Origin of the sequence: Candidatus Fukatsuia endosymbiont of Tuberolachnus salignus (genome assembly GCF_964030845.1) — a bacterium.
Taxonomy (GTDB): domain Bacteria; phylum Pseudomonadota; class Gammaproteobacteria; order Enterobacterales; family Enterobacteriaceae; genus Fukatsuia; species Fukatsuia symbiotica.
In genome coordinates, this window is record NZ_OZ034983.1 from 1,285,565 (window position 1) to 1,310,174 (window position 24,610).

Genomic DNA, 24,610 nt, shown 5'->3' on the forward strand with positions numbered 1-24,610 from the left:
GGTGGCGCGGTTTTTTTATTAGAATAGACCTCTTCGGAAACTCTGATTTATCTAATTTCCATGTTATAAATTGCTGCAATCAGATTAAATCGTAATCCAAAACGTTTTCGCCTGTTTCGATAACGATCTGATACGATTTTAAATCGTTTAATCATACCAATGACATTTTCGTTTAATACACGCTGGCTTGATAACTCACGATTGTTGCGTTTATCTTCTTGTGTTAAGGGATTTTTCTTTGTCTTTTTCTTAGGCAACGCCGAGTTTGAATGGATCTTGCCAAGCCCTTGGTAACCTGTATCTGTCACTGTTTTGATTTCAGGATGTATTCGCACGCCAGACTCTTTGAACAACCTAAAATCATGACGCCTCCCATGAGTAAAGCTTGTACAGATGACTGCTTTGCTTTTTTTATCGACGATCACTTGGGTTTTTAAGGTGGGTCGTTTCTTTTTTCCTGAGTAAAACTGCTTTTGTTTTTTTGGGGACGTTCAATCGGCGTTTCTGTGGCATCAATAAGAACGAGCTCATACTCCCTATCACTTTTTAATAAAGCTTTGCGTCCAGGGAGTGCAAAATCAGGATGCTTTATTAGCGTATTTTCTATCCATTTAATCGTTTCATAGCAGGTGCTCTCACTCACCCCATCGCTTCGGCTAACATGAAAATAAGTGCGATATTCCCGTAGATACTCAAGGGCCATTAATAAGCGATCTTCTAAACCCAGCTTGGTTTTCCGACCTCCGTTCCCTTGCTTACATTTATCTGCTTCATTCAATATCTTTATCATCTTTTCAAATGTACTGCGTTTAACTCCGGTTAAGCGCCGAAATTTTTCCTCTTCCAATACCTTTATTTGTTCATATTTCATGGGGGCTCCTTGTTCAGGAGATTTTTAACAACATTCCTACATGAATGCTATAGCAGGCGCCGTATCAGTTGATTATGAAAATCAGAAATAACATATTGATATTAATTAATATTTATTAACAAAAGTGATCACGTTACATGGCGCCTGCTATAGTTTCCGAAGAGGTCTAATGTATTTGAAATCGTAGCAAGTGATCTGTGTTCAGGTCGTTTAAATACCAGCTGATTTTCTAGCGACAACAAGGGATCAAAGCGATAACCCTGCAAATCAAAATCGAGGAGTTGTTCTACTTTACTCAAGCGATTTTGGATAATAAAACGGCTCATCAATCCACGGGCTTTTTTTGCGTAAAAACTGATGACTTTGTATTTACCACTCTTTTCATCAAGAAACACGGGTTTGATCAATTTTCCTGTCAATTTTTTCGTATCCACCGCTTTAAAATATTCATCAGAGGCGAGATTAATCAGCACATCATCTCCTTGCTGTTCTAACGCCTGATTTAATTGTTCGTTTAGGCTATATCTCCAGAAAGCGTACAGATCTTTACCTCGCGGGTTTGTCAGTTTAGTCCCCATTTCAAGACGATAAGGTTGCATTAGATCGAGTGGACGCAATAAACCGTATAATCCAGACAATATACGCAGATGGCTTTGCGCGAAACCAAAATCAGCGTCAGTAAAGTCTATAGCCTGGAGACCGCTATACAGATCGCCTTTAAAAGCCAAAATAGCTTGACGTGCGTTTTCCAAGGTAAATTCAGGATGCCACTCATTAAAACGGACAGTATTTAACGTGGCGAGTTTATCACTTATCCCCATTAGACTGGCGATTTGTGACGGTGTTAGTGTACGGCAAATTTTGATTAACGCCTGGGATTGATCCAGCAATTGAGGTTGAGTAAATTTATCGGTGGCTAACGGGCTTTGATAATCAAGCGTTTTTGCCGGAGAAATAATAATTAGCATAATAACATCCAGTTGATCAACATAAGAGGACACTGTAGCAAACAGTCGACAAGAATAGGTAGTTGCACCCTGTTCTCCATGCAACAACATGCCTGAACTGCTTCGCATCAATAATTTTTTGTACCCTATACCCTTCGCCTTTCAAGTTACGGCGGCGTTGGCTGCCCGCACTCATTCCAGTCTGTACACTCCTGGGATTCGATTGATTGCCGCCTTGCCGTAACTCGAAATTCATTAGGTATAGCAGGCGCCATGTAACCTGAGCGATTTTGTTAACAAATATTCATTAAAATCAATATATTATTGTTAACTTTCATAATCAACTTATACGGCACCTGCTATATATACCCGTGATCAATGAAGATGCTTGATTTTGAAGTCGATAAGGATCATGCTCATAGCCATGAAAATAGAGCTGACTGCTGACCAGAAAATTACCCTCGAAGCCCAACATCGTCAAAGCCATGACCGCCGTGTCTGTGACAGGATCCGGTGTGTTTTGTTGTCCGCAGACGGCTGGACTCCCCCTATGATTGCTCACTCACAGCTCATTAATGAAACCACGGTGCGGCGCCACCTTACAGACTATCATAAACTCAACAAGCTCAAGCCTGAAAATGGCGGCTCCGATGGCTATCTCAATGCGGAACAGACCACGTCGCTGGTTGAACATCTCACCCAGCCGCTCTACCACCACAATCACCAAATTGTGGCCTATATCGCTGGACGCTGGAACATCACCTTTACCGTATCAGGTCTGTATAAAGGGTTGAAGCAGCATGGCTTTAGCTATAAAAAGCCGAAAGGTGTTCCGCATAAATTTGCCGTTGAGAAACAGCAGCAATTTATAAAGACCTACAGCGAATTGAAAGACGCCGCGGGTAATGACCCCATACTGTTTATTGATGCCGTTCATCCGACACAAGCCACCAAAATAAGCTACGGCTGGATACGAAAAGGCCAGGATAAAACGATAGAGACCACCGGGAGCAGAACGCGGTTGAATATCATGGGAGCCTTGAACATCCAGAATGTGGCTAACCCCATAATCCGTGATGATGAGACGATTAACAGCGAAAATGTGGTTCACTTCCTGTCTGCCATTCGCGCGCATTATCCCATCACGACAACGGCACATGTGATCCTCGAGGGTGCAGGCTATCACCGTTCACAGCTTGTGCAAGACGCCGCGCTTACGTTGAATATCCAGCTTCATTACCTTCCGCCGTATAGCCCGAATCTAAACCTGATAGAGCGATTGTGGAAGGTGATGAATGAGCAAACACGAAACAATAGATATTACCCATCTAAACAGAGTTTTAAGAACGATATCTTAAACTTCTTTGAGGTGAAGCTACCACAAATGGCAAGTTCTCTGGTATCTCGCTTAAACGATAATTTCCAGGCGCTAAATCCTGCATCTTGATTTCACTTGGGTATATACCCATCGCCATTAAAACCACTGGAAAATTTGCTCAACTAGATTAAAAATAAGGTCATGAAAATAAACTCACTGACAGCCTCTCAAAAACAAGATTTGGAACGCCTTAATCGTTACGAACACGATGGCCGTGTTCGAGATCGAATCAAAGCGGTGTTGTTGAAAAATGAAGGCTGGAATAACAAAGCGATTGCCCAAGCATTACGTATTCATGAAGAAACAGTGAGGCAACATGTAACAGATTGGCTTTCAGACGAAAAATTAAAGCCTGAAAATGGCGGCTCGTATAGTAAGTTGAGCGTGCATGAATCTTTATTGCTTGAAAAACACATTGAAAGCACGACTTATAGCCGTGTCATCGATATCTGTGCTTATGTGGAAACCCAATTTGGCGTCTGTTACACCGTATCTGGCATGACAAAATGGCTGAAAGCGCATTGTTTTAGCTATAAGCAGCCCAAAGCGACGCCGGTTAAAGTGGATGTTGCTCAGCAAGAAGCGTTTATCGCGTCTTATTTCACTTTGCTAGAGAGTGCTCTTAAGAATGAACCGATTGTTTTTATGGATTCAGCCCCTCCAACGATGGCTACTAAAGTGGTCTGCGGTTGGATAAGGAAAGGCAAAGATAAGCCGCTGGTCAAAACAGGGGCAAAAACACGGGTTAATGTCATGGGAGCCATTGAATTGAGCACCATGAAGGTGGTCAGTGCCCGTCCTGAGCAGGTGAATTCAGAAACCACCGTCGCTTTTTTTGAGCAGCTCAAAGCTGCTTATCCTGATGCACAAAAGATACACATTATTTTAGATAATTCTGGCTATCATTGCCGTCAGCGAGTCAAAGACGCCGCATTAGAGAAGGCTATCGTACTCCATTATTTACCCCCTTATAGCCCTAATCTTAATCCCATCGAGCGATTATGGAAGGTCATGAACGAGCGTGTCAGAAACAACCGATTTTTCTCTTCAGCCAAAGAGTTTCGTGGGGCTATAGCCGAATTTTTTGATAGTACATTGGCAAAAATTGCTCCCTTTCTCAGGGGCAGAATTAACGATAATTTCCAAACCATCTAATCCAGACCTTCAAGTTGAATGAGTATAAATGCCTATGAGCCTGTTTGAAATCTCTTGTGCTCGCTGATACGTCGTCAAAAATAGGCTCCTACAACATGATTCGTTGTTACAAACGAAATTTGCGAGAAATTTCGCATTTTTTCCGGTGTTAGTTTACTAATCACTAGGATAACATTGCAGGTTGTACTAAAAAATTGCAGTTAATTTTAAATTCAATGGATTAGATAAAATAACCTTATGAATAATAATAAAAAATTAGATGCTCACACACCTATGATGCAACAGTACCTTCGTTTAAAAGCGAAACATCCTGAGATATTATTGTTTTACCGTATGGGAGATTTTTATGAACTATTTTATGACGACGCTAAACGGGCATCGAAACTGTTAGATATTTCACTGACCAAACGGGGTCAATCTGCGGGTGATCCCATCCCTATGGCGGGTGTACCTTATCATGCGGTAGAAAATTATTTAGCAAAGCTGGTTCAATTAGGTGAATCCGTCGCTATCTGTGAACAAATGGGCGATCCTTCGACGAGTAAGGGGCCGCTAGAACGCAAAGTCGTTCGTATTGTTACTCCGGGCACAATCAGTGACGAAGCTTTGTTACCAGAACGACAAGATAATTTATTGGCAGCTATTTGGCAGGATGCACAAGGTTTTGGTTATGCCACATTAGACATTAGCTCGGGTCAATTTTTGTTGACTGAACTGGTAGACGCTACGACTGTAGCCGCAGAGTTGCAGCGCACAAATCCGGCTGAATTATTATATTCTGAAGATTTTTCACAAAAAGCAATGTGGTTGATAGAAAATCACCACGGGTTACGTCGTCGTCCCGCATGGGAGTTTGGGCTTGCGACGGCACGGCAACAGCTAAACCAACAATTTGGTACGCAAGATCTAAACGGTTTTGGTGTAGAGCAAGCTCCTCTGGCACTACGGGCAGCGGGCTGCTTGTTACAATATGTCAAAAGTACGCAACTGACTGCTTTACCACATATCCGCGATCTTATTATGGTGCGTCAGCAAGATGGCATTATTATGGATGCTGCTACTCGTCGTAATCTGGAAATCACACAAAATTTATCCGGTGGTAGCGAGAATACGCTCGCCGCTATTGTGGATTGTAGTGTCACTCCAATGGGTAGTCGGATGCTGAAACGTTGGTTACATATGCCGATTAGAGATAGCGAAGTGTTAACTCATCGCCAGCAGGCTATCAGTGGATTACAAAATATTACTGCTGATTTGCAACCGCTTCTGCGCCAGGTAGGCGATTTAGAACGTATCTTAGCTCGTTTGGCATTGTGTACCGCTCGACCACGAGATCTAGCAAGAATACGCCATGCCTTCCAGCAGTTTCCTGGGATCCATCTTTCGTTAGCATTAATTGAAGTGCCTCATATACAGACCCTACGATCAAAAATTGGTCAATTTGATGATTTACTGGCTTTATTGGAACATGCTATCGTTGAAACACCGCCGGTATTAGTGCGTGATGGCGGTGTTATTGCGCCCGGCTACAACGTTGAATTAGATGAATGGCGAGCACTAGCAGATGGTGCTACTGACTATTTGGATCGCTTGGAGATCCGTGAACGTGAAAAACTAGGACTAGATACGCTTAAAGTGGGTTTTAACGGTGTGCATGGCTATTATATTCAGGTTAGCCGTGCCCAAAGCCATGCGGTTCCCATTCATTATGTGCGTAGACAAACACTCAAAAATGCGGAACGTTATATCATTCCTGAATTGAAAGAATACGAAGACAAAGTGTTAACCGCCAAAAGTAAAGCGTTAGCCATTGAAAAAAGCTTATATGAAGAAATTTTCGATCTTTTATTGCTCTATTTGGCTGCACTGCAATGTAGTGCTGGTGCCCTAGCTGAATTAGATGTATTGACCAATCTGGCTGAAAGAGCGGAAACACTCAATTATGTTTGCCCGATTTTGAGCAATAAGCCGGAGATTACTATTATCGCTGGGCGCCATCCTGTTGTTGAGCAAGTATTAAAAGAACCTTTTATTTCCAACCCTCTATTACTTTCTCCACAACGTCGCATGCTGATTATTACCGGGCCTAATATGGGAGGGAAAAGTACCTATATGCGTCAAACTGCGCTGATAGTGCTGCTTGCCCATATAGGTAGTTTTGTTCCCGCAGAACAGGCGACCATTGGATCCATAGATCGTATTTTCACGCGCGTTGGCGCAGCAGATGATCTCGCGTCTGGGCGTTCAACCTTTATGGTAGAAATGACGGAAACAGCAAATATCCTGCATAATGCAACGCAGCAAAGCTTGGTATTAATGGATGAAATTGGTCGTGGAACATCGACCTATGATGGTTTATCTCTCGCTTGGGCCTGCGCAGAAGACCTCGCCAACCGTATTCAAGCAATGACATTGTTTGCTACTCATTATTTTGAGCTAACAACTTTGCCAGAAAAAACGGCAGCTGTAGTGAATATTCATCTTGACGCCAGAGAGCACGGTGAGACTATCGCTTTTATGCACAGTGTACAGGAGGGTGCCGCCAGTAAAAGTTATGGTCTGGCAGTGGCTGCCTTAGCGGGTGTACCACGTGAAGTAGTAAAGCGTGCACGGCAAAAGTTAAAAGAGCTGGAATCGCTTACCAATAATGCCACAGTAAATAGTATCGACAGCTCTCCTGCGATTTTATTAAACGAGGAAGTTTCCCCAGCGCTAAAAGCACTCGAAGATTTAGATCCAGATATATTAAACCCTCGTCAAGCTTTAGAATGGCTATATCGCTTGAAAAACATGATTGAATGAAATAGATTTTGGGCATACACCAGGTGTGTGGCTAGTACCATGCGGTATAATTGTAGTAGCTCAAACTTAACCTGGCAGACACAAGCTAAGCGATCGAATTTGTCAGAGTAGTCTGAGTGTGCGATGGTTCAAATAAATTATCGAGTTGTTTTTCTTTTACTAACTCTTTTGATGCAATCCAAGTTTCCCAGGGGGTTTTGCCATAACAATACCAGCCTGAATGAGGTCGCTCTCTGTTGTAGAATGCGAGCCATTTATCGATGTCTTGCTGAATGTCTTCCAATGATGAATAAATTTTACGCCGAAACATCACGTCATAGCCTTCATTTTTCATCGTCTTATGAAACCGCTCACAGATACCATTAGTCTGCGGGCTGTATGCCTTGGTCCGCGTATGCTCGATATCTTCTAGCTCCAGGTAAAGCTGATACGCATGGGTTTCCTTTTTCCCCGAGTATTCTGACCCTCTGTCGGTCAGGATACGCAATAAGGGAACCGCTTGCTCATCATATAATGGCAGCACCTGATCGTTTAACATATCTGCGGCAACCAAGGCATTTTTCTCTGTATAGACCTTGGCAAAAGCGACTTTGGAATAGGTATCAACAAAGGTCTGCTGATAAATTTTACCCACACCTTTAATGTGCCCCACGTAGTAAGTATCCTGAGAGCCGAGATAGCCCGGATGTTGCGTTTCAATTTGTCCATGAGCTTCTCGTTTATCCTGCACTTTTTCTAATGCTTGCAGTTGGGCTTCCGTCAGTAAGTACCCCTCCTGCGCTACTTTGGCTTCCAAGGCAGAAAGGCGTTTCTTGATATTTTCCAGGTCAGATACCGTCTTGCCCATCATGATGCAAGTGCTATTTTTGTATCGAATGGGATGCCTGATTTCAGCACACCATACGCCAGTTGGAGTAATTTGCGCATTGCCGCACAGACGCCCATTTTACCCCCTTTATGGCGTGATACGAGTCGTTGCCACTGTGCTTTCACTATCGGATTACAAGAAAGGGCAGCCAGAGCGGGCATATACAACGCTTTCCTGAGCTCGGTATGACCCCGTTTTGATAGGCGGCTCCGTCCTTTAAATAAACCTGATTCACAAAGTTTTGGGTTAAGCCCGGCATAGGCCACCACTGCCTTACTGTTAGTGAATTTTGACACATTACCCACATACGCCAGCAAACTGGCACTTAGTATTTCACCGATACCAGGAATACTCTCCAGCAACGCTTTATTTTTCTTTAAGTCAGGATCGTTATCGATATGGTTTTTTATTTTTTCTTTGGTGGCCTGGATTTGTTGTTTAAGTGCAGAAATGATTTCAAGCAGTGAGGATTGAACGACATCGTCAGCCACTGATTGCCGATTTTCTTGCATTTGCCTCATTTCCTCTAAACTCTTTAGATGGCGTACTAGCGCGGTTAATTGACGTTCGCTCAAGGGAGGAGGAGTCCAGAGGACAGGTGTATGCAGTGCGCAGTAGCGCACTATCATTTTTGCATCCCCCTGATCCGTCTTGTTCCGACTCAGTTCACTCTCACCAAAGGCATGAATACGTGATGGGTTTTCTAGGCTGACGTCAATGCCATTATCAACTAAGAACATAGCCAGTGGAACACTGTAACTCCCTGTGGCTTCGAGACAAATATGACAATCCCCGTAAGGGATAAGCCATTTCAGTAGTTGGCTAAATCCAGAGGGGGTATTCGGGAATGCTTTTGTTTTATACTTTTTTCTCTCTACCCACACTGCAACATCGAATTTTAATTTGGCAACATCAATACCCACTGCGGTCTTGTCCATGGCTGATTCTCCCATGAAAAACAGATAATTAAATGATCGCCCCGACCTTCCTTATAAATACGTGCTCTTAGCACAAGATACCGTTCGGTCTTACAGGCGACGATAAATATGTCACCGGGGTTTTATCTGACTGCACAAGCTTTAAGCCTAAGGGCGCAAACAAACTCTCCGGTGACATCCCAATGATCAGTTGGGGATCATCAACCTTTGAAAGTTAATAATCAAGATATAAGGGCGCAACCAAACCGAGCGAACACCACTGCCGGAAATCATTATCCCCTGTCGGTTAAGTTCATTCGCCACACGGTGCTGACCATAAGCAGGATAGTCGTAAGCCATATTCACCACCGCTTGTTCTATATGCGGCTCCACTCGATTTTTTTCGAGTGGTTTTTTACGGCTTATTTCCACCAAGGCTGGCTCACCTCCCTGCTCATACAGCTTTTTAAAACGCTAATAACTGTCTCTGCTGTAGCCCATGACTTTACACGCTGACTGAACATTACACAGCTGTTTTGCCAGGTCAAGTAAGCCGAGTTTCGGTTTGATTATTTTTGCTGTTTGATTCATTTCTAACACGCCTTCATTTCATATTAAATATATTGAAATGTCAGATTAAATTCAAACTTTTACATTTTAAATACGGCAACCCAATTAACGAAAATGATCACACTCAAAAGCATTATCGCCTTCAAACTGATGCATATGACCAAAATGGCAGCGTTGTGTCCTGAGGCTACCTGCACCGATGTGTTGTCAAAGATAGAATGGCAAACGTTGTATTGTAGAATACAGACAACAAGCCGCCTTCCCGAGCATCCCCCCACAGTGCTTCAGGCAATAACATGGCTGGGTCAATTGGGAGGATTTCTTAACCGACGTGCCGAGGGTTTACCGGGAATCATGTCGCTTTGGCGAGGGTATGAGATCCTACAAGAAAATGTGAGATTGTTCATTATTCTTAATAACAAAAATTGTGGGTAAAAGTAAGACCTCAATCCCATTGAACATCAATGGGCTCAGGCTAAAAGTAAGAAAAAAGACCTCAATTGTGACATCGATACCTTATTTTCAGAATATATGATGTGATTATTATTGTGTCTTTCATATATATACTCATCATCGCTCAAAACACTGGAAAAATCAGATTATTTAATAGTGCACAAAATTATGATTTTTATGAAAAATTGATAATATTCTTCTAAACACAAAAACCAGCATTTGCGGGTCAAATGAGTATATGTAACATCATTATTTATTAGGGGCTTACTTTTATGTAAGTCCCCTTTTTGTCATTTGAGCTGATTATATGTTTTAAGATTCTCAAACATATAAACTGCTAATAATTTATCTGAATTTTTTTCAAATACAAACTCATCCATATACTCACCTTCATGTTTCTCACCATTACCTTCTTTCAAAGTAAAAGCTAAATAAAATCTGGCTGCAACACGATCAGCATCCTGTGTGTTAATGAAATATTGCTTAAATTCAGTACTAGCAGAACGAACCTTTGGTAAAAAATCTTTAAAGAATTCTTGGGCGTTGAATTTACCTTTACCTGTTGAGAAAACGACAGACTCTTTAGTAAAAATTGTAGTGATTTCTTGATACTTTGCTGCTCCCAAACCATTAACGTATTTTTTAACGACTTTCTCACGTTGTTGAGCAAGTTCCTCGGATGTAGTTGCAAATGCAGTATTGGTGAGAGCGAAAAGTACGATGGCAAGATAAGACATTTTCTTTAGTTTCATAATAGGTTCCATATTAGTAAGTTATCCCTCATTTTCATAGTGATCCATCACTAGGTTAATGTAATAAGCTACCATCTTGATTGTCAACTGTTACCGTTAGAGCTGATATAAATGGAAGGGCAAGGAATGGATAGTAGAAGAAAAAAACTTGCCACCACAGCGGGTCAACTGCGAAATGTGTTTATTATCACCACTCACAAACTGACCTTGATTGACTACGTGATTAACGAGCAACCCTTCACCGACATTCAACACATGGAATTTATGACCATGCGTGTCTCGTAGGCGTCTTGGCTGAAACAGGTAGATTGGTTGCTAGTTACGACCACTTATGGGGATCCCCATCGGTCAGCTGTTACACCGTGGAACCATTAAGGCTGGCAGTAGTGATACCAGCCTTAAGCAACAAGCATGGGAAAAAAATTTTTAAAATTTAGCATTAACCTATTTCAATATATATTATTATTCTATTATCTATTCATAATAATTATCATTAAAAATGAATAATTAGCTTAGCAAATTAAAATAGAGTATAAAATACTCTTTGACGATAAATAAGACGATTTGATACGTACAGAAGCGATGAATGTGTTTTTGTGCATTAAGCTGTTAGCTCATTTTATTGCACGACGCTAATGGATGTTTAACGACCAACAAAGCATGAAAGGAACGAACCGTGATTGCACCTGTTTCCTCTGAAATTACTCACAACCAATCTCATCAAGACACTCCAGAGTTTCAAAGATCTCAGGTATCCTTAAATAGTGTCGTCACGTAATAAAAAATAGATTATCATGTAACAAATAACGATATAGCATCGGCAGTATAAATTGATTTATACTGTTGAGATGAACTCTCCATTAAAGTTTCACTTTCTATAGATGACTTATCCCTTAAAATTCCGCCAACATGTGTTGACTATTAAAGAGCAAGAAAAGCTCACCTATGCCGAAACAGCCACCCGTTTTTGTGTGGGGATAGCGAGCCTAATGCGCTGGGCTAAACGTATCGACCCTTGCCTAACTCGTGATAAACCGGCGACCAAAATAAATCGCGCCGCGTTGCTCCTTGATGTGGAAACCTATCCTGACGCGTCTCAATACGAACGCGCTCAACGTATGGGGGTCAGTGCTCGAGGGATAGGCGATGCGTTAAAACGGGCTGGGTTTAGCTATAAAAAAAACATTTTATCATCCCAAAATCGACGTCCAAGCACGAAAAGATTTTCAGACTAAGATACAGGCTTATGAAGCCTGTGGTACCCCGATAATTTACGTGGATGAAAGCGGTTTTGCCCATGATATGCCGCGTCTTTATGGTTATTGAGTGAAAGGTAAGCGCTGTTACGGCCAACACGATTGGCATGCCAAAGCGCGTACTAACGTCATTGGCGCCCAGCTTAACGGAACATTAACCACGGTTTGTACCTTCGACTGCCATATCAACAGCGATATTTTTTATGCCTGGGTCACCCAAGATTTACTGCCAAAATCCCCTCCAGGCGCGGTCCTTGTGATGGATAATGTGAGTTTGCATAAACGCCAAGACATCCAGTCTGCTAGACAGAAAGCCGGCTTTATTCTGGAATATCTTCCTACTTATTCTCCTGATATGAACTCCATTGAGCACAAATGGGCTCAAGCTAAAGCCCTTCGCAGAAAGCGGCAATGTGATATCGATACCTTGTTTTCTGACCCTTTATTTTAAATCAATTTATACTGCCTATGCCATACCCTTAACCTTGAGTCTGAAAGCGATTGATAAGAACTTTGAAGGTGCTCTCAATGATTGTCGGCAACGAATAAGGGGTGAAGAGTATGTATTTATAGAGAAGAAAAAACTCACCGCAGTCCTAAAAGCTTATCTCGGAGTTTTACAGGATCAAGAAAAAAATTCGGTTTGAAATGGCAGGGTACGGCGCCTTCTTTTCACGAAATCAGAAGTAGAAGTTCATCAGCGAGGCGGCATAGTGAAGCTAGAGGTAAGGATTTTGCACAAAAATGACTGGGACGCAAATCCTCTGTCATGACGGATAAATACAGTGACAGCAGAGGGAGTGAATGGGACGAAATCTGATACCAATTTATGATCCTTGGGTTATCGAATGAGACGTTAGAGACGAGAGAATCCATTCGGCATTTTGACCTAATTTCGATCGGTTGTGACCTTTTGTTTTTAATTTATTGATTTTTATGATAAATAAAATATGCATCCTATTGACGTAATACTAGCCATAGAAAATAAGGACCTCCTATCAAGCTGGTGATCAGGCCGACTGGCATTTCTGCCGGAGCGACCAATGTTCGTGCCAGCGTGTCGGCGCTGAGTAACAAGCAAGCCCCACCTAAGGCCGCACCTGGCAATAGCCAACGATGATCGGCTCCTAAATTCATACGGATCAAATGTGGAATAACCAGGCCGATGAAACCAATAACACCGCTTAATGCCACGGCAGCAGCGACTAATAACGCACTGAGTAATAGTAGGAGTTTTTTAGTCCGCTGGACATCGATACCAAGGTAATGAGCCTCTTCATCACCGAGTTGCAATAAATTCAGTTTGCGTGCTTGCAATAGCGTCATCATCGTGGCAGGAATAATTAATGCCGCTGCAACCAATAGTGTCGACCACTGTACCTGGCTTAGGCTCCCCATCATCCACAAAGAAAATTGTCGCAGCTGTTGATCACTACTGAGATAATTTAGTATACCGATAGCGGCACCACAAAGGGCATTGATGGCGATGCCCGCTAACAACAAGCGTGATAGATTGCCATGACTTACACGGCTTAGCGATAAGATAAGGAAAGAAATTAGCAGACTACCGATAAAAGCAGCAATAATATGCGAGTAAAAGCTCAAGGCTGTCGGTAAAGTACACGGCATAATAATAACCAGTGCGACTAACAATGCTGCACCACTACTGATACCTAATAAACTGGGATCAGCCAAGGGGTTACGGAACAGTCCTTGCATCACGGCTCCGGATGTCGCTAGTGCACAACCTACTAAAATAGCCAGTAGTACGCGCGGTAAACGGATCTGTAACCAAATTTGCCAAGGGATATCATCGAATGAACTGTACCATAAGGTATGAAAAGAGAGAGTCAGCGCACCCAAATTGACTGACCCTATGATGAGGAAAATTAATAATGCTAGCAAACCGCCCAGTGCATAATTGGGCGCAAGGTATCTCATAAGCTTTGTTCCGCAGCGTGACGTAATTGCCCGAGAACGTCTGGCGTCTGCAGACCAAAGCCAAGTAGCGCCATATCATCCAGCACTAATATCCGCCGATGTTTGCCTGCTGGTGTCAGCGCGATCCCGGGTAGTTGCCAGATTTTATCCACCCCTCCGAGCGATTTCACCCCGTCGGTGGTGACTAATAACAAATCTGGAGCACTGGCAATCGCACCTTCTTGAGACAACGGTTGATAGCGGTTAAATCCTTGCATTGCATTTTTAGCACCTGCCGCTCGTATCATGGCGTCAGCGGCGGTATGTTGCCCTGCCGCCAGTGGAGAATTGCCACCGTGACTCATAATACAGAGTACATGCACGGCAAGCGGATGATTGTCAATCGCGGCTATTTTTTGCCGATAGGTTTGCGTGAGTTGCAGTCCTTTATCAAACTGATCGATGGCAGCTGCGATGGCCGCAATCTTTTTAGGCACGGTATCTAACGTCGCATCTCCAGGAATGGAGACCACCTCGACACCACTGTCGGCGATTTGTTGCAAGACTAATGACGGTTCAGCCAGCGCACTGCTAAGCACCAGTGTCGGTTTCATTGCTAAGATTCCTTCCGCATTGATTTGACGCATATAACCAATATCCGGCAGTGCCCTGATTGCTGAAGGTTGTAAGCTAGTGCTGTCACGGCCGACTATCTTTTCACCCACGCCGAGCGCATAGCTAATCTCAGAAACATCACCTCCGATAGTAACGATACGCTCCTTGGCAATGCCAACCGTCGTAATGTTGAACAGCAGCAATGCCAATATGAATGACAGCAGCCAGGTTTTCATACGGCGACATCCTTTTTGACTGCCAGTGCTGCCAACTGCTCACGCCATTGATTTTGCTCCGGTTGCCCTTCCGTGCGCTGTCCGAATAGTTGCGCGATCTGTATACCCTCCGTGGAGAATAATTTCAAACTGGTAACAAAGCCATCTCTTGTCGGTTTGCGCGTGATCCAGCTTTCAGCGATAGCACTTTCGTTAAGCTGCAGAGTAAAGCGCCGATTATCAACCTTAATCCAATTATCTTTTGTTGTTTCCTGCAGTAAGACGCTTTGCTCAATTAGACCGGTAAAAATCTGCACACAGGCACCATTACTGACGAAAATCATAACCTCGTTCTGGTTTTGATGGGCAGCATTGAGGATTTGGGTCAACGCTGAGTTGTTGACTTGATAGGCAAGATCGTCGGCGACCACACGAAATAATTGCTGACGGGTCGCATTATATCGCTCCAGTAATCTGAAAAATTGGTGAATATCTGTCATCTTGCGCCATTCATCTTCAATTTGTGCAGCATTGTTGATCAGCAAGTTGTTATCCGTATCCTCTCGAGGTGCCAGGACGGGTTGTAGTACTAGCTCGGGATTATCATCACTGGCGTATTCTTTTATCAATGACTGCCAATTCAGTTGATCCGTTTCATTCATTGGATAAACCTCATGCGCGGCATTGCCTTGTAAATCGTAGAAATGAATACTGTGTTGCTCACCTTGTGTCTCATCGTATTCTCGCACACTAAAGATGCTGTCCCACTTAGCTAAAAATAGACGTAGATCCAATTCACGAGGATTGAGTATTAACCCTCCATGAGCCGTAAATTTTTGATTCTGATAACGCCCTATTAACTGATGTATTGCATATTGGTTAGCGGTAACAGATTTGACGAAACCTACAGTTTCTAACTTGGTTAATAAAGTTAAGGCATCGACTTGCAGTCGTTGTGCATCATACCCTACACGGGAATGAGTGAGTTCGACTTCTTTCACTTTGAGCATGTTGGCGATATCTCGTGTCAACAGGTGCGGATTGTTTTGTTTTGCCTGAAGATACTGTTGATATAGTGACGATTCCATCGTTATTTCCTTTTCGTTACCATTGATAGCTGACAAACAATTTAGCGCTACGGCCATCTTGTGAGATACCCTGGGGTGAGTAGTATTCTTTGTCGAAAGCATTCGCTAACACTACAGTGGTGGTCATTCCCTGAAAGCTACCTCGGCCTTTATAACTTAGATAAAAATCATTAACGCCGTAGCCTGCTTGCGGTTTTATCTCGGGTTTGACTTTTGGAGGAGTGGCCATAAAATGGTTATTTTGCGCCATGGTGACCACCCAACCGGCAGAAAAGCCGGTTTGTGCAATGGGAAGATCCAGCGTGCTAGTCACGGTGTCGGGATTGATACTGGAGATGTAGTTACCATCATTTTGATTTTTGCCTCGGGTACGGTTGTAAGCCAGATTCCAGCCAAACCAGTCCGTTTGGTAATCCATCATAATATCCCAGCCCCATATTTTAGCGCGCTTAATATTTATGTAGCTCATTTTTGTATCATGCCCAGACACATGAGGAACAATGTAATCTTTCGCTTGGGTATCAAAGTAACTGGTTTTAAACTGTAAGGCATCACTGTTAGCCAATACATCGTCGAACTGTAATCCGAAACCGTATTCTTGGGTCGCATTGGTTTCTGGTTTCAAATTAGGATTAGGCTGCCACATGTGCCAACCTACTACTCTACCACGTTTGATAATAGGACGATGTTTATCATCATTATACATCTCGCCTATTGTGGGAGCGCGGAAAGCCTGAGCGTAAGAACCAAATATCATCAACCAATCACGAGGGGTGACAGTGATTGCACCACGTGATGACCATTTATCTGCTGATACATCGGGATTTTTGGGATTTTCAGCGTGATAGCTATCAAAACGCGTGCCCAACAACAGAGATACCGGTAAATCGCGTACGGTGATTTCGTCCTGCGCCCAGGCAGAGCGAACGTCAATTTTCGCTTGTGGAAAACTTTTTGCTGCACCACTTGGGTCTTGTCGCTGATGATAGGTCTCGGCACCGTAGGTTAATAAATGTGTTGTCGGGCTGTTAGCCAACAATCGACTGCGGTTTTCCAATTTTATGTCATGGGTGGTTTGTTTATATCCTCCCTTGGCTTTTTTTTCCACATCATCATTAATATTAATATCGGAGTAGTACAATGTTGTCGTGGCATCCAACCAGGCTAAATCCTGCGGATTTAAGCGATAGTTCACTTGTGCATCACGTTGAATGGTGGAGCGCTTGGTCATTGGACTTTTTAATGTGACTTCAGGTTTTCGCGGATCTTCCGGTTCTCGTGAGCGGTTATTGTAGTAACGCAGGTTGGCACTGAGAGCCTGATGATCATCAATAACCCAGGTTCCTTTGGTCATCAAGTTATTGATAGCTTCATCGTTTGGTGCCGCAAAACCATTACCTTGATTGATATTGCCAACATCACGACTGCTAAAGGCAATTAAACCGTCTAAATCGGCGGTTTTGCCGAATACAGCGGCTCCCATCCCTAGGCTATGATTGCCACTGGCCGCCAAGCTAAATACCCGATAGCCAATATTTTTATCGGGACGCAACAGATCGGCGGCATCAACGGTTTAATATGACACCACCCCACCCAATGCCCCTCCGCCATACAGTAATGCTAAAGGACCACGTACGATCTCTGCCTGTTTTATCAAGCTAGGATCAAGAAAAATGCTGCTGCTATGACCGGCTCCAATCCCTTGACGGACGCCGTCTACGAGCGTTAATACACCGCGATTATCATAACCACGCATACTGACATCTTGACCATTAGTACGCCCTCCTCCCGCAAGAGTGATCCCGGGTATCGGGCGCAGCATGTTAGCAGCGGAAGAAACACCTTGACTCGTTGACACATCACCTGCAATCACTGTCACCATCATAGGTACACTGAAACTGTCACGAGCATTACCGGTGGAAATTACCGTCATGGTTTCATTTTTATACCGAGCTTTTTTCTTCTCTTCAGGAGAGCTACTGCTGCTGTTAGAACCCTTGTTAAGGAGATCGTTTGTAACATTAGCAAGTGATGGTAATGCACAAACAAACGCTAGACTTAAAGATGAAACACGCAATAGTTTGGATAAAACAGAAGGCATGGTGCCATTTCTCCGTTGTGGTGAAATATATAATCTGTTCAAGATCTGTTGCATTGGTTAACACAACACCTGCGATACAATCTACTATTAATGATAATAATTATCAATTTTATAACTATTATTATTTAATTATTATGATCACATCAAGCGAAATTTTGTGGTACAGCTTTTGGGCTATCGGTGGTAAATAAAACGGTGGATAGCACGTAATACGGCATCGGGTTTTTCGGCATGTACTGCATGACCGCAACCTGAGATAACATGGACACGTGCTTGCGGGAACTGTCGAACAATGTCCGCGCGGTAACTATCTTGAATATAAGGCGACGATTCACCACGAATAAATAAGACAGGATGTGGCCACATCGGAACCGGTTGCCAGCCAGCGATATGACTATATTGATCACAGAGTATCGGGACGTCAAAACGCCACTCTCCATCGTGAAAGGATTTCACTAAAAAGGGAATGATATCTTGTTCTTCTGTTATAAATTCATGCATCAGACTGGCAGCGGCTTGACGTTGCTTAATGCCAGCAGCTGTGACTTCCTTAAGTGCTAAAAATATTTGGTCATGGCGGTGCTCCTGATAAGCCACTGGGGCAATATCAATGACGATGAGTTTTTCGACACGTTGTGGAGCGATAGCTGTCATTGCCATCGCTACTTTGCCGCCCATAGAATGACCAATAACAATCGCTTTCTCTATCTCTAGCTGCGTCAATAATTGCACCACATCTTGCGCCATAGCGGGATAATTCATCTGTGGCGAACGTGGAGAAAGACCGTGGTTGCGTAGGTCAAGCTGTATAACCGGATGATTTTTTTGTAAATCCCGCGCCAGAACGCCGAGATTATCAAGGTTGCCAAACAGACCGTGGATCAGTACCACTGGTCGTATTGATGCCGCAGGCATCGTACCCTGTACTGGCACAGTACTTTGGGTTGACAGGGTATCTTGCATATTTTGTGAGCGGAAATTTAATTTCATAAAGCTAATATTATCGCCAGATTTATACAACAGACTTCTTGCCAAACCGTATAACCAGTGGTGTGAAGTCAAAGTGCCTGGCGCGCAGTAATCGCGCGGTACATACGAATACATGAGGATTGCGAGCACCGCGTAACGCCGAATTCACACCACTCCAGTAGGTTATGCAAGAAGTCTAATAAACAAAAGCAAAGGGTATCATAAGCAGATGATGCTGTGTATCTCCATGATCACACGAATTATATTACTCGTTATTTAAAATATAAAAATAATTTCCTAATAAAATGTTTACTTGGCGTGAAAATTAATTTGTAACTGATAGCTCATTAATATTTTATTAGTTGAATGTCAGTAGAAAAGAAAGAGTATAACTATATTTTAGCGTGCTTCACTTTATAATATCTAATTGAAAAAAAAAGACCAAAAATGTATTATTTTTAAGCCGGCAGTAATCGCAATGTATTCTCCACTAAATAAGGAATTCATTTATGAAAAAATACATGAAATATTAACGATGAAAAAATTAATGACTTTTTCTTTAATTTCTGCTGCTTTGATAACAACTTCTGTTTACGCAGAAAATATAATAAAAGAACAAGTTATACCCATAGAAGTAAAAGTAAATTCATCTGTAGACATAAAAATGACGACTACCGATGGTAGACCCATCACTAAAATTAAAATGTTACCTAACGCTCAAAATTTAGGTCATTATTCATTTTACCAAAACATAGAAATAACGACCTTAGGCATGAATAATCAATTAAAGGTATCTCTAGGAAAAGAACTGGAACTCAGCCATGACGATCAGCAATTAACGAGAGTGGGTGTTTTCTTTGATAACAAAAAATTGAGCGTTGCTAATCCAGTAAATTATGATCCGGTAGAAAACAAGGTCACTGGTTTATTGAAAATCGATGCTTGGGCGTCTAATAATACCAAAAAAGGCGTTTTTAAAGGTGACTTAGTACTGCAACTAGAAGAAGTGGCTTAATCACTGATCACAGATAAAATCCACTTAAATAGTGCTGTATAGATACAGAAGGTATACATATTTCTTGCTGTATCTCTTTTAAAATAATATTGATTAGACTTTTTGCAAAACCATCGTTCGTTATGTGAAGTCAAAGCACCTGACGCGCAGTAGACTGCACGGTGCTGCGAGCACCACGTAACACCGAATTCACACCACGCAGCAGGTTATGCAAGAAGTCTATTATAAGGATAAATAATGAAATGGATGTTTCATGGCTAGGTATAGATATAAAATAGTGCTGGTTTTTTTATTCTATATGCTAACTGTTAATATTAATGCAAAAGAAATAGATATTGAATATTTGGTGCCAGATGGATTTTCTGCCGCTGAACAAAATATTGACATGAAATTATTTGTGATGCTAAACGGCAAAGCTTTGCCTGGTCCATTTTATTTTTCAGAAGAATTAAAAAGGCTGAGTTTCAATACACAACTTTATCGTGATAATGCTATCAGTGAATCCACGATACAATTATTAGAAAGAATATTATCTCAATTACCTTATATGCAATGTGTAAATGGCTGTGACTATATGTTAATTGGTTATCGTATTACCCTAGACAAAATTAATCAATCGCTGAATATCATCGATGGTACCCACGAAATTGTAATGCCAGCGACTACTTGGGGATTCGTTCATAATCAATCTATTTATTTAGGTGCTGCTACTAATCATTATCGCGCTATGTCAATCAATGGTCAGGGTTATATTGGTCTACCTGCACAGTCTTTTAGTTATATCAACTGGTTTTATAACAGGACGCATCAAGAAAATAATAATTTTACTCGTCAGGGCATTAGTAATTGGTATTTACAAAAAAATTTTCCACGAACTTATCTTCGACTGGGACAGAAAAATAATCTGGATAGCCAAGCAAGTGTTGTTCATACCCTGGTCAATCCCTGGTTGGACCAGTTTATTACCTTGGGTAGCCAGCATTATTTTACACAGGATAAACCTGTAAACAATACCTTAGTGCTTTATGCCGTTAGCTCAGGTGATTATGAATTTTATCACGAGGGGCGTTTAATTCACCGTATTCCTGCTCAAGTAGGACGTAATACCATTGATTATGATCAGTTACCTGGCGGATATTACGATCTCGATATCCGTTTAATAGATAGTATCGGTCACCAAGTTAGCCAAGAGAAGATTGCCATCAGTAATATCGATTATCAAGGTAGTCAAGGTTGGTTCATTACCAGCGGTCGCGGACAGCACGCAGAAAATCTATTACAGTTTGGTCAGAGTATAAATACGCGTTATTTCCAATACAATTTTACATTGGTTGGTAATAGTGATCACCAATGGGCAACTGAAGGTAATATATCGCGTCCAATGGAAGCCAATGGCATCAAGTTCAGCCCAACTTTTGGGGTGCTTTCAGGCGAAAAAAACAGCGGCGGCTATGGCCATTTGCGCAGCGGTAATCGGACCCTAGGTTATCTGACCTTATCCCATTACCAACACCCTGATATTTCTATCTACGTATCTGGACGGCAAAATAGCCATCTTTCTTACAGCCGCAATGTCGGTTCAGTCCAGCTGAATTATCGCTTAAACGACACTAACCGTCGTCTACAACAGAGTATAGTGAACGTATTTTATTTGTCATAAAAATCAATAAATTAAAAACAAAAAGTCACAATCGATCGAAATTAGGTCACAATGCCAAGGGATTATCTCATCTCTTAACGTCTTACTCGATAACGCAAAAAATCATACTTTGTATCAAATTTCGTCCCACTCACTCCCTCTGCTATCACGGTATTTGTCCGTCATGATAGCGGATTTGTGTCCCAGTAATTTCTGTGCAAAATCCTTACCTCTGGCTTCACTGTGTAGCCTCGCGGATAAACTTCTGATTTCGTGAAATGAAGGCGGTTTACCCTGCCATTCCAAACCGGATTTTTCTCTTGACCCTGCAAAGCCTCGAGACAAGCTTTTAGAACTGAGGTGAGTTTTTTTCTTCCCTATAAATACGGACTCTTCACCCCTTATTTGTTGCCGACAATCATTGAGAATGCCTGCAAGGTCTTTATTAATTATCTCCAAACTTAAGGTTAAGGGTATCGCCAATTTCATCCCGGTCTTCTGTTGCTCTACCCACCATTTCCCCTCATAAATATCTTGCCACCGCATCCGTTGAATATCCCCTACTCTTTGACCAGTGAGCAAGGCTAAATCCATGCTTAATCCCACCCACGGTTGCTGCTGGTTTGCTACCTCTCTGATCACCAGAAAATTTTCCAGCGATAAGCGTTCTCGCTGTATCTGTATGCGAGGGTTCCTCGTCGCTGTAACCGGATTAGTTGTCAAATGCCCTTCTGCAATGGCTTCTTTAAACATATCTATCAAAGAATTGCGGATTAATTTGGCGGTGGTCGTTTTACCTTGATTACTGTAACTATTTAGAAATTCAGCAATCTCTTTGGTTGTGAGGGAATTGAGCGCCTTACCAGGAAAAGCACGGGTGATGACGGCTAATCTTGATTGGTAGTCTGAGAATGTCTTAGGACGAAGGCCGCGTTGATGCAATTTTTCCGTAAATTTAACAACCCATTCTGTCACCGACAACGTATTAACCTCGTTGATTCTGTTTATTAAACTATCACGTTGGTCAAAAATCTGCATGTTCATGGCAATCGCTTCGTTAATCGCGATACGTTTCACGCTCCCTACGCCGTATTCCTTACCTGTGCGGGGGTCTCGGTAGCAATAGTAGCCGTTATTACGGACATACAGATTGGGCGGCAGGTCTCGGTTAGCCGGCTTTCTTTTGCGTGCCATGATACAGTCTCTCCATTAAGCGTTTTCCGGCGTAACTGGCGGGGTTTGTTGGGTCAATTTTTACGGCATGCGCCTCGACAAGATATTCTCGGCCATCGCGACGCGGTGGCGGTTGGATGACGCCAGAGCGGACCCATCGACGTACTTGTTCCATGCAACGCGGGCGAGGCTGGTTTTGATTCCATTGCTTGAGGCTGATTTCCATAGCAGTGCTTTCCTTATCAAACGTTAAAAATGTCATCACGGCGTCCGTGTTTTAGACGGAAGAGTTATAGAGGGTCATGTGAATAACTTTATTTTAAGAATAAAAAATAATGAGAGGGATAATCAATATCAATAAATAATAGCGTCTTTCATTGTTATGAGGGGTAGTATTAAAATAGGGTCCTCTCTTCATAGTCCTAATAATGAGGCAATCATATAAAATTTATCCAAAAAAAATAGCCTTGACGAGGAAGGCTATTCTATTTTATTGATTCTGTAATAAAATCCATTTTTAATTTTTCAATGTGGCAATAATCGTGTCTTTGGCTATGTTAAACCCATTATTTTATGAAGCATCAATAAAATATATTTATGGTAATCTGCGTGCAGGCTTTTTTCTCTTCTTGAACCAACTTCTTAATCGATTAAACCAATTTTTATTTTCATTTCTCTTAGCTTCCAAGAGCTTATTTTTTAACTCTTTTTTTCTCGCTCTGCTCTGTCTGTTGCTCATAAGAAAACCTCCTACTCAATAAACTGTATCCCGGGGCGTATAAACGCGTGGGGAACAGTGCGGTCAAAGCCGGTTTGATGACAAAAATGTTTAAAGTCCAGCAATGAATGCACTTTCGCTTTTTGGTATAGAATACGAATTCTATTTTCTATTGTGCGATGAGAACGTGCCAATTTTTTACCTATTTCCTTGGCACTCATCGTGCGTAATAAATAAAAGACTATCCTCAGTTCAGATTGTGTGAAGAGATTCGAGGGCGGTTCCAATAATAGCGTGGCAGTCAGCTTATCCACGTAGTGTGGCAGTGAAATAATAGCCAATTTTCTGCCATAAAAAACGGTGCCGATGCATTTCTTTCTTTATTATGCAACGGAAAGGTTTCGTATAAATAAGGTTGCAGTTTCTGCTCACGACCAAAGAAATGCGTTTTAATGAGGGTAATTTTCTGTCCGCTTTTTATAACCTCTCTTTCCAGTTTTTGAATTATTAAAGCAAATTCTGCAATACACGTAGGAAGTTCATCATCACGCCGCCCTATCACATCAAATCCTTGTGGCAAATTTAAAAAGTCAAGAAAAGCACGATTGGTATAAATAAAACGTGAGTCACAGTCTTTTATTCCCCAAACATCTTGACTATTTTCCATCATAGATGTCAGAGGTAATGAACGTGATACCTTTGTTATTTTTTTCATCATCTGTCCTAACCCTATTCAGTCCCTTTCATCGTGGATGACGCCCATCTAGGATGAGGGTAAATTACTTAGTCAGTGTGAAAGTCTAATTAGAAAAATAAAATGGAATAGTCTCCACGAGAGAGACTCTCTTTTCTATTTTTATCATGCTAGACGCTATCGCTTTCTACATCCCTTCAAAGCAAAAAGCGCAAGGCGGACATGAAATACGGTAAACAGACCATGCAGCGAATACGGTTCAAATTTGAGTTTTGCACTTGCCAACGTCTGTTTCACTGCGGGATAGGACACAGAACGTAATAAGGCGATGTCTTTTTGTGACACGCCTAACGCGAAAAGCATCGCCGTTTCAAATTGCACCGGTGTTAATTCAGGAAACACTTCCCGTAATTCAGGAAATTGGGTAATATCGATGTTAGCCATTGTAGCCTCCGAGAGAGGTTATGGTGGTTAGCTGACAGGGGTGGTTCACG

General features: G+C 42.1%; 23 protein-coding genes and 3 pseudogenes. 9 read left to right on the top strand and 17 right to left on the bottom strand.

The window, feature by feature from the left end:
• Window positions 1-47 precede the first annotated feature (47 nt).
• Both AAHH42_RS06315 and yaaA read right to left on the bottom strand, forming a co-directional pair.
• Window positions 48-871 (bottom strand): IS5 family transposase gene (locus AAHH42_RS06315; RefSeq protein WP_342221893.1). Its coding sequence is split into 2 segments (ribosomal slippage): window positions 48-484 and window positions 484-871, totalling 825 coding nucleotides; the frame shifts between segments, so codons are not numbered across the junction.
• Window positions 872-999: 128 nt separating this feature from the next.
• On the bottom strand, window positions 1,000-1,839 hold the full coding sequence (yaaA, locus tag AAHH42_RS06320) for a peroxide stress protein YaaA (RefSeq protein ID WP_083429680.1): 840 nt from the start codon (window positions 1,837-1,839) through the stop codon (window positions 1,000-1,002).
• 403 nt (window positions 1,840-2,242) lie between these two features.
• Here yaaA and AAHH42_RS06325 point away from each other — a divergent pair, with 403 nt between their 5' ends.
• The 3 genes from AAHH42_RS06325 to mutS all read left to right on the top strand — a co-directional run bounded on the left by AAHH42_RS06325 (window position 2,243) and on the right by mutS (window position 7,153).
• Window positions 2,243-3,265: an IS630 family transposase gene (locus AAHH42_RS06325; protein ID WP_342222029.1), complete on the top strand. Its 1,023-nt coding sequence runs from the start codon at window positions 2,243-2,245 to the stop codon at window positions 3,263-3,265.
• A 72-nt stretch (window positions 3,266-3,337) separates the two neighbouring features.
• Entirely contained in the window at window positions 3,338-4,351 is a 1,014-nt protein-coding gene (locus tag AAHH42_RS06330) for an IS630 family transposase (RefSeq protein WP_342221113.1), read from the top strand.
• 237 nt (window positions 4,352-4,588) lie between these two features.
• Window positions 4,589-7,153, top strand: a complete 2,565-nt coding sequence (gene mutS / locus AAHH42_RS06335) for a DNA mismatch repair protein MutS (protein ID WP_342221894.1) — start codon at window positions 4,589-4,591, stop codon at window positions 7,151-7,153.
• Window positions 7,154-7,238: 85 nt separating this feature from the next.
• Here mutS and AAHH42_RS06340 read toward each other — a convergent pair.
• The 3 genes and pseudogenes from AAHH42_RS06340 to AAHH42_RS06350 all read right to left on the bottom strand — a co-directional run.
• Window positions 7,239-7,982, bottom strand: a pseudogene (locus AAHH42_RS06340) (integrase core domain-containing protein); the annotation flags it as partial.
• A gap of 17 nt (window positions 7,983-7,999) precedes the next feature.
• Window positions 8,000-8,974: an IS110 family transposase gene (locus AAHH42_RS06345; RefSeq protein ID WP_342221038.1), complete on the bottom strand. Its 975-nt coding sequence runs from the start codon at window positions 8,972-8,974 to the stop codon at window positions 8,000-8,002.
• 219 nt (window positions 8,975-9,193) lie between these two features.
• Window positions 9,194-9,529: pseudogene (locus tag AAHH42_RS06350) on the bottom strand (helix-turn-helix domain-containing protein); the annotation flags it as partial.
• 93 nt (window positions 9,530-9,622) lie between these two features.
• Here AAHH42_RS06350 and AAHH42_RS06355 point away from each other — a divergent pair.
• Entirely contained in the window at window positions 9,623-9,943 is a 321-nt protein-coding gene (locus AAHH42_RS06355; protein ID WP_342221895.1) for an IS4 family transposase, read from the top strand.
• Window positions 9,944-10,251: 308 nt separating this feature from the next.
• On the opposite strand, the gene AAHH42_RS06360 is transcribed toward AAHH42_RS06355, so the two are convergent.
• Window positions 10,252-10,713 carry a hypothetical protein gene (locus tag AAHH42_RS06360; protein WP_342221896.1) on the bottom strand — a complete coding sequence of 154 codons (462 nt, stop codon included), beginning with the start codon at window positions 10,711-10,713 and terminating at the stop codon, window positions 10,252-10,254.
• A gap of 111 nt (window positions 10,714-10,824) precedes the next feature.
• On the opposite strand from AAHH42_RS06360, the gene AAHH42_RS06365 reads away from it, so the two are divergent.
• The 3 genes from AAHH42_RS06365 (at window position 10,825) to AAHH42_RS06375 (ending at window position 12,420) form a co-directional block, all read left to right on the top strand.
• A complete protein-coding gene (locus AAHH42_RS06365) occupies window positions 10,825-10,998 on the top strand; it encodes a hypothetical protein (RefSeq protein WP_342221897.1) in 174 nt (57 codons plus the stop codon).
• 596 nt (window positions 10,999-11,594) lie between these two features.
• Window positions 11,595-11,948 carry an IS630 transposase-related protein gene (locus AAHH42_RS06370; protein ID WP_342221898.1) on the top strand — a complete coding sequence of 118 codons (354 nt, stop codon included), beginning with the start codon at window positions 11,595-11,597 and terminating at the stop codon, window positions 11,946-11,948.
• 91 nt (window positions 11,949-12,039) lie between these two features.
• Window positions 12,040-12,420: a transposase gene (locus AAHH42_RS06375; protein WP_342221899.1), complete on the top strand. Its 381-nt coding sequence runs from the start codon at window positions 12,040-12,042 to the stop codon at window positions 12,418-12,420.
• 506 nt (window positions 12,421-12,926) lie between these two features.
• Here the strand turns inward: AAHH42_RS06375 and AAHH42_RS06380 are convergent.
• The 5 genes and pseudogenes from AAHH42_RS06380 to ybfF form a co-directional block, all read right to left on the bottom strand.
• Window positions 12,927-13,910, bottom strand: a complete 984-nt coding sequence (locus tag AAHH42_RS06380) for an iron ABC transporter permease (protein WP_342221900.1) — start codon at window positions 13,908-13,910, stop codon at window positions 12,927-12,929.
• Window positions 13,907-14,740 carry a heme/hemin ABC transporter substrate-binding protein gene (locus AAHH42_RS06385; RefSeq protein WP_342221901.1) on the bottom strand — a complete coding sequence of 278 codons (834 nt, stop codon included), beginning with the start codon at window positions 14,738-14,740 and terminating at the stop codon, window positions 13,907-13,909. The genes AAHH42_RS06380 and AAHH42_RS06385 overlap by 4 nt, the downstream gene beginning before the upstream one ends.
• Window positions 14,737-15,807 carry a hemin-degrading factor gene (locus AAHH42_RS06390; RefSeq protein ID WP_342221902.1) on the bottom strand — a complete coding sequence of 357 codons (1,071 nt, stop codon included), beginning with the start codon at window positions 15,805-15,807 and terminating at the stop codon, window positions 14,737-14,739. Before AAHH42_RS06390 ends, AAHH42_RS06385 begins: the two co-directional genes overlap by 4 nt.
• Before the next feature lie 16 nt (window positions 15,808-15,823).
• A pseudogene (locus AAHH42_RS06395) lies at window positions 15,824-17,908 on the bottom strand (TonB-dependent hemoglobin/transferrin/lactoferrin family receptor).
• A 174-nt stretch (window positions 17,909-18,082) separates the two neighbouring features.
• On the bottom strand, window positions 18,083-18,823 hold the full coding sequence (gene ybfF / locus AAHH42_RS06400) for an esterase (RefSeq protein WP_119797702.1): 741 nt from the start codon (window positions 18,821-18,823) through the stop codon (window positions 18,083-18,085).
• A 481-nt stretch (window positions 18,824-19,304) separates the two neighbouring features.
• On the opposite strand from ybfF, the gene AAHH42_RS06405 reads away from it, so the two are divergent.
• Both AAHH42_RS06405 and AAHH42_RS06410 read left to right on the top strand, forming a co-directional pair.
• Window positions 19,305-19,892 carry a hypothetical protein gene (locus AAHH42_RS06405; RefSeq protein ID WP_342221904.1) on the top strand — a complete coding sequence of 196 codons (588 nt, stop codon included), beginning with the start codon at window positions 19,305-19,307 and terminating at the stop codon, window positions 19,890-19,892.
• Window positions 19,893-20,145: 253 nt separating this feature from the next.
• Window positions 20,146-21,552 carry a TcfC E-set like domain-containing protein gene (locus tag AAHH42_RS06410; RefSeq protein WP_342221905.1) on the top strand — a complete coding sequence of 469 codons (1,407 nt, stop codon included), beginning with the start codon at window positions 20,146-20,148 and terminating at the stop codon, window positions 21,550-21,552.
• 114 nt (window positions 21,553-21,666) lie between these two features.
• Here the strand turns inward: AAHH42_RS06410 and AAHH42_RS06415 are convergent, their stop codons facing one another.
• The 6 genes from AAHH42_RS06415 to AAHH42_RS06440 form a co-directional block, all read right to left on the bottom strand.
• The gene (locus AAHH42_RS06415) at window positions 21,667-22,725 is read right to left on the bottom strand and encodes a tyrosine-type recombinase/integrase (RefSeq protein ID WP_342221906.1); all 1,059 of its coding nucleotides are present in this window, start codon (window positions 22,723-22,725) and stop codon (window positions 21,667-21,669) included.
• A complete protein-coding gene (locus tag AAHH42_RS06420; protein WP_119797137.1) occupies window positions 22,700-22,930 on the bottom strand; it encodes an excisionase in 231 nt (76 codons plus the stop codon). Before AAHH42_RS06420 ends, AAHH42_RS06415 begins: the two co-directional genes overlap by 26 nt.
• A 369-nt stretch (window positions 22,931-23,299) precedes the next feature.
• A complete protein-coding gene (locus AAHH42_RS06425; RefSeq protein WP_162920473.1) occupies window positions 23,300-23,443 on the bottom strand; it encodes a hypothetical protein in 144 nt (47 codons plus the stop codon).
• 11 nt (window positions 23,444-23,454) lie between these two features.
• Complete coding sequence (locus AAHH42_RS06430; protein ID WP_342221027.1) at window positions 23,455-23,763, bottom strand: hypothetical protein; 309 nt, start codon at window positions 23,761-23,763, stop codon at window positions 23,455-23,457.
• Window positions 23,724-24,140, bottom strand: coding sequence for a PAS domain-containing protein (locus AAHH42_RS06435; RefSeq protein WP_342221907.1), 417 nt, complete (start codon window positions 24,138-24,140; stop codon window positions 23,724-23,726). Before AAHH42_RS06435 ends, AAHH42_RS06430 begins: the two co-directional genes overlap by 40 nt.
• A gap of 153 nt (window positions 24,141-24,293) precedes the next feature.
• On the bottom strand, window positions 24,294-24,560 hold the full coding sequence (locus AAHH42_RS06440; protein ID WP_342221025.1) for a transcriptional regulator: 267 nt from the start codon (window positions 24,558-24,560) through the stop codon (window positions 24,294-24,296).
• Window positions 24,561-24,610: the final 50 nt, after the last annotated feature.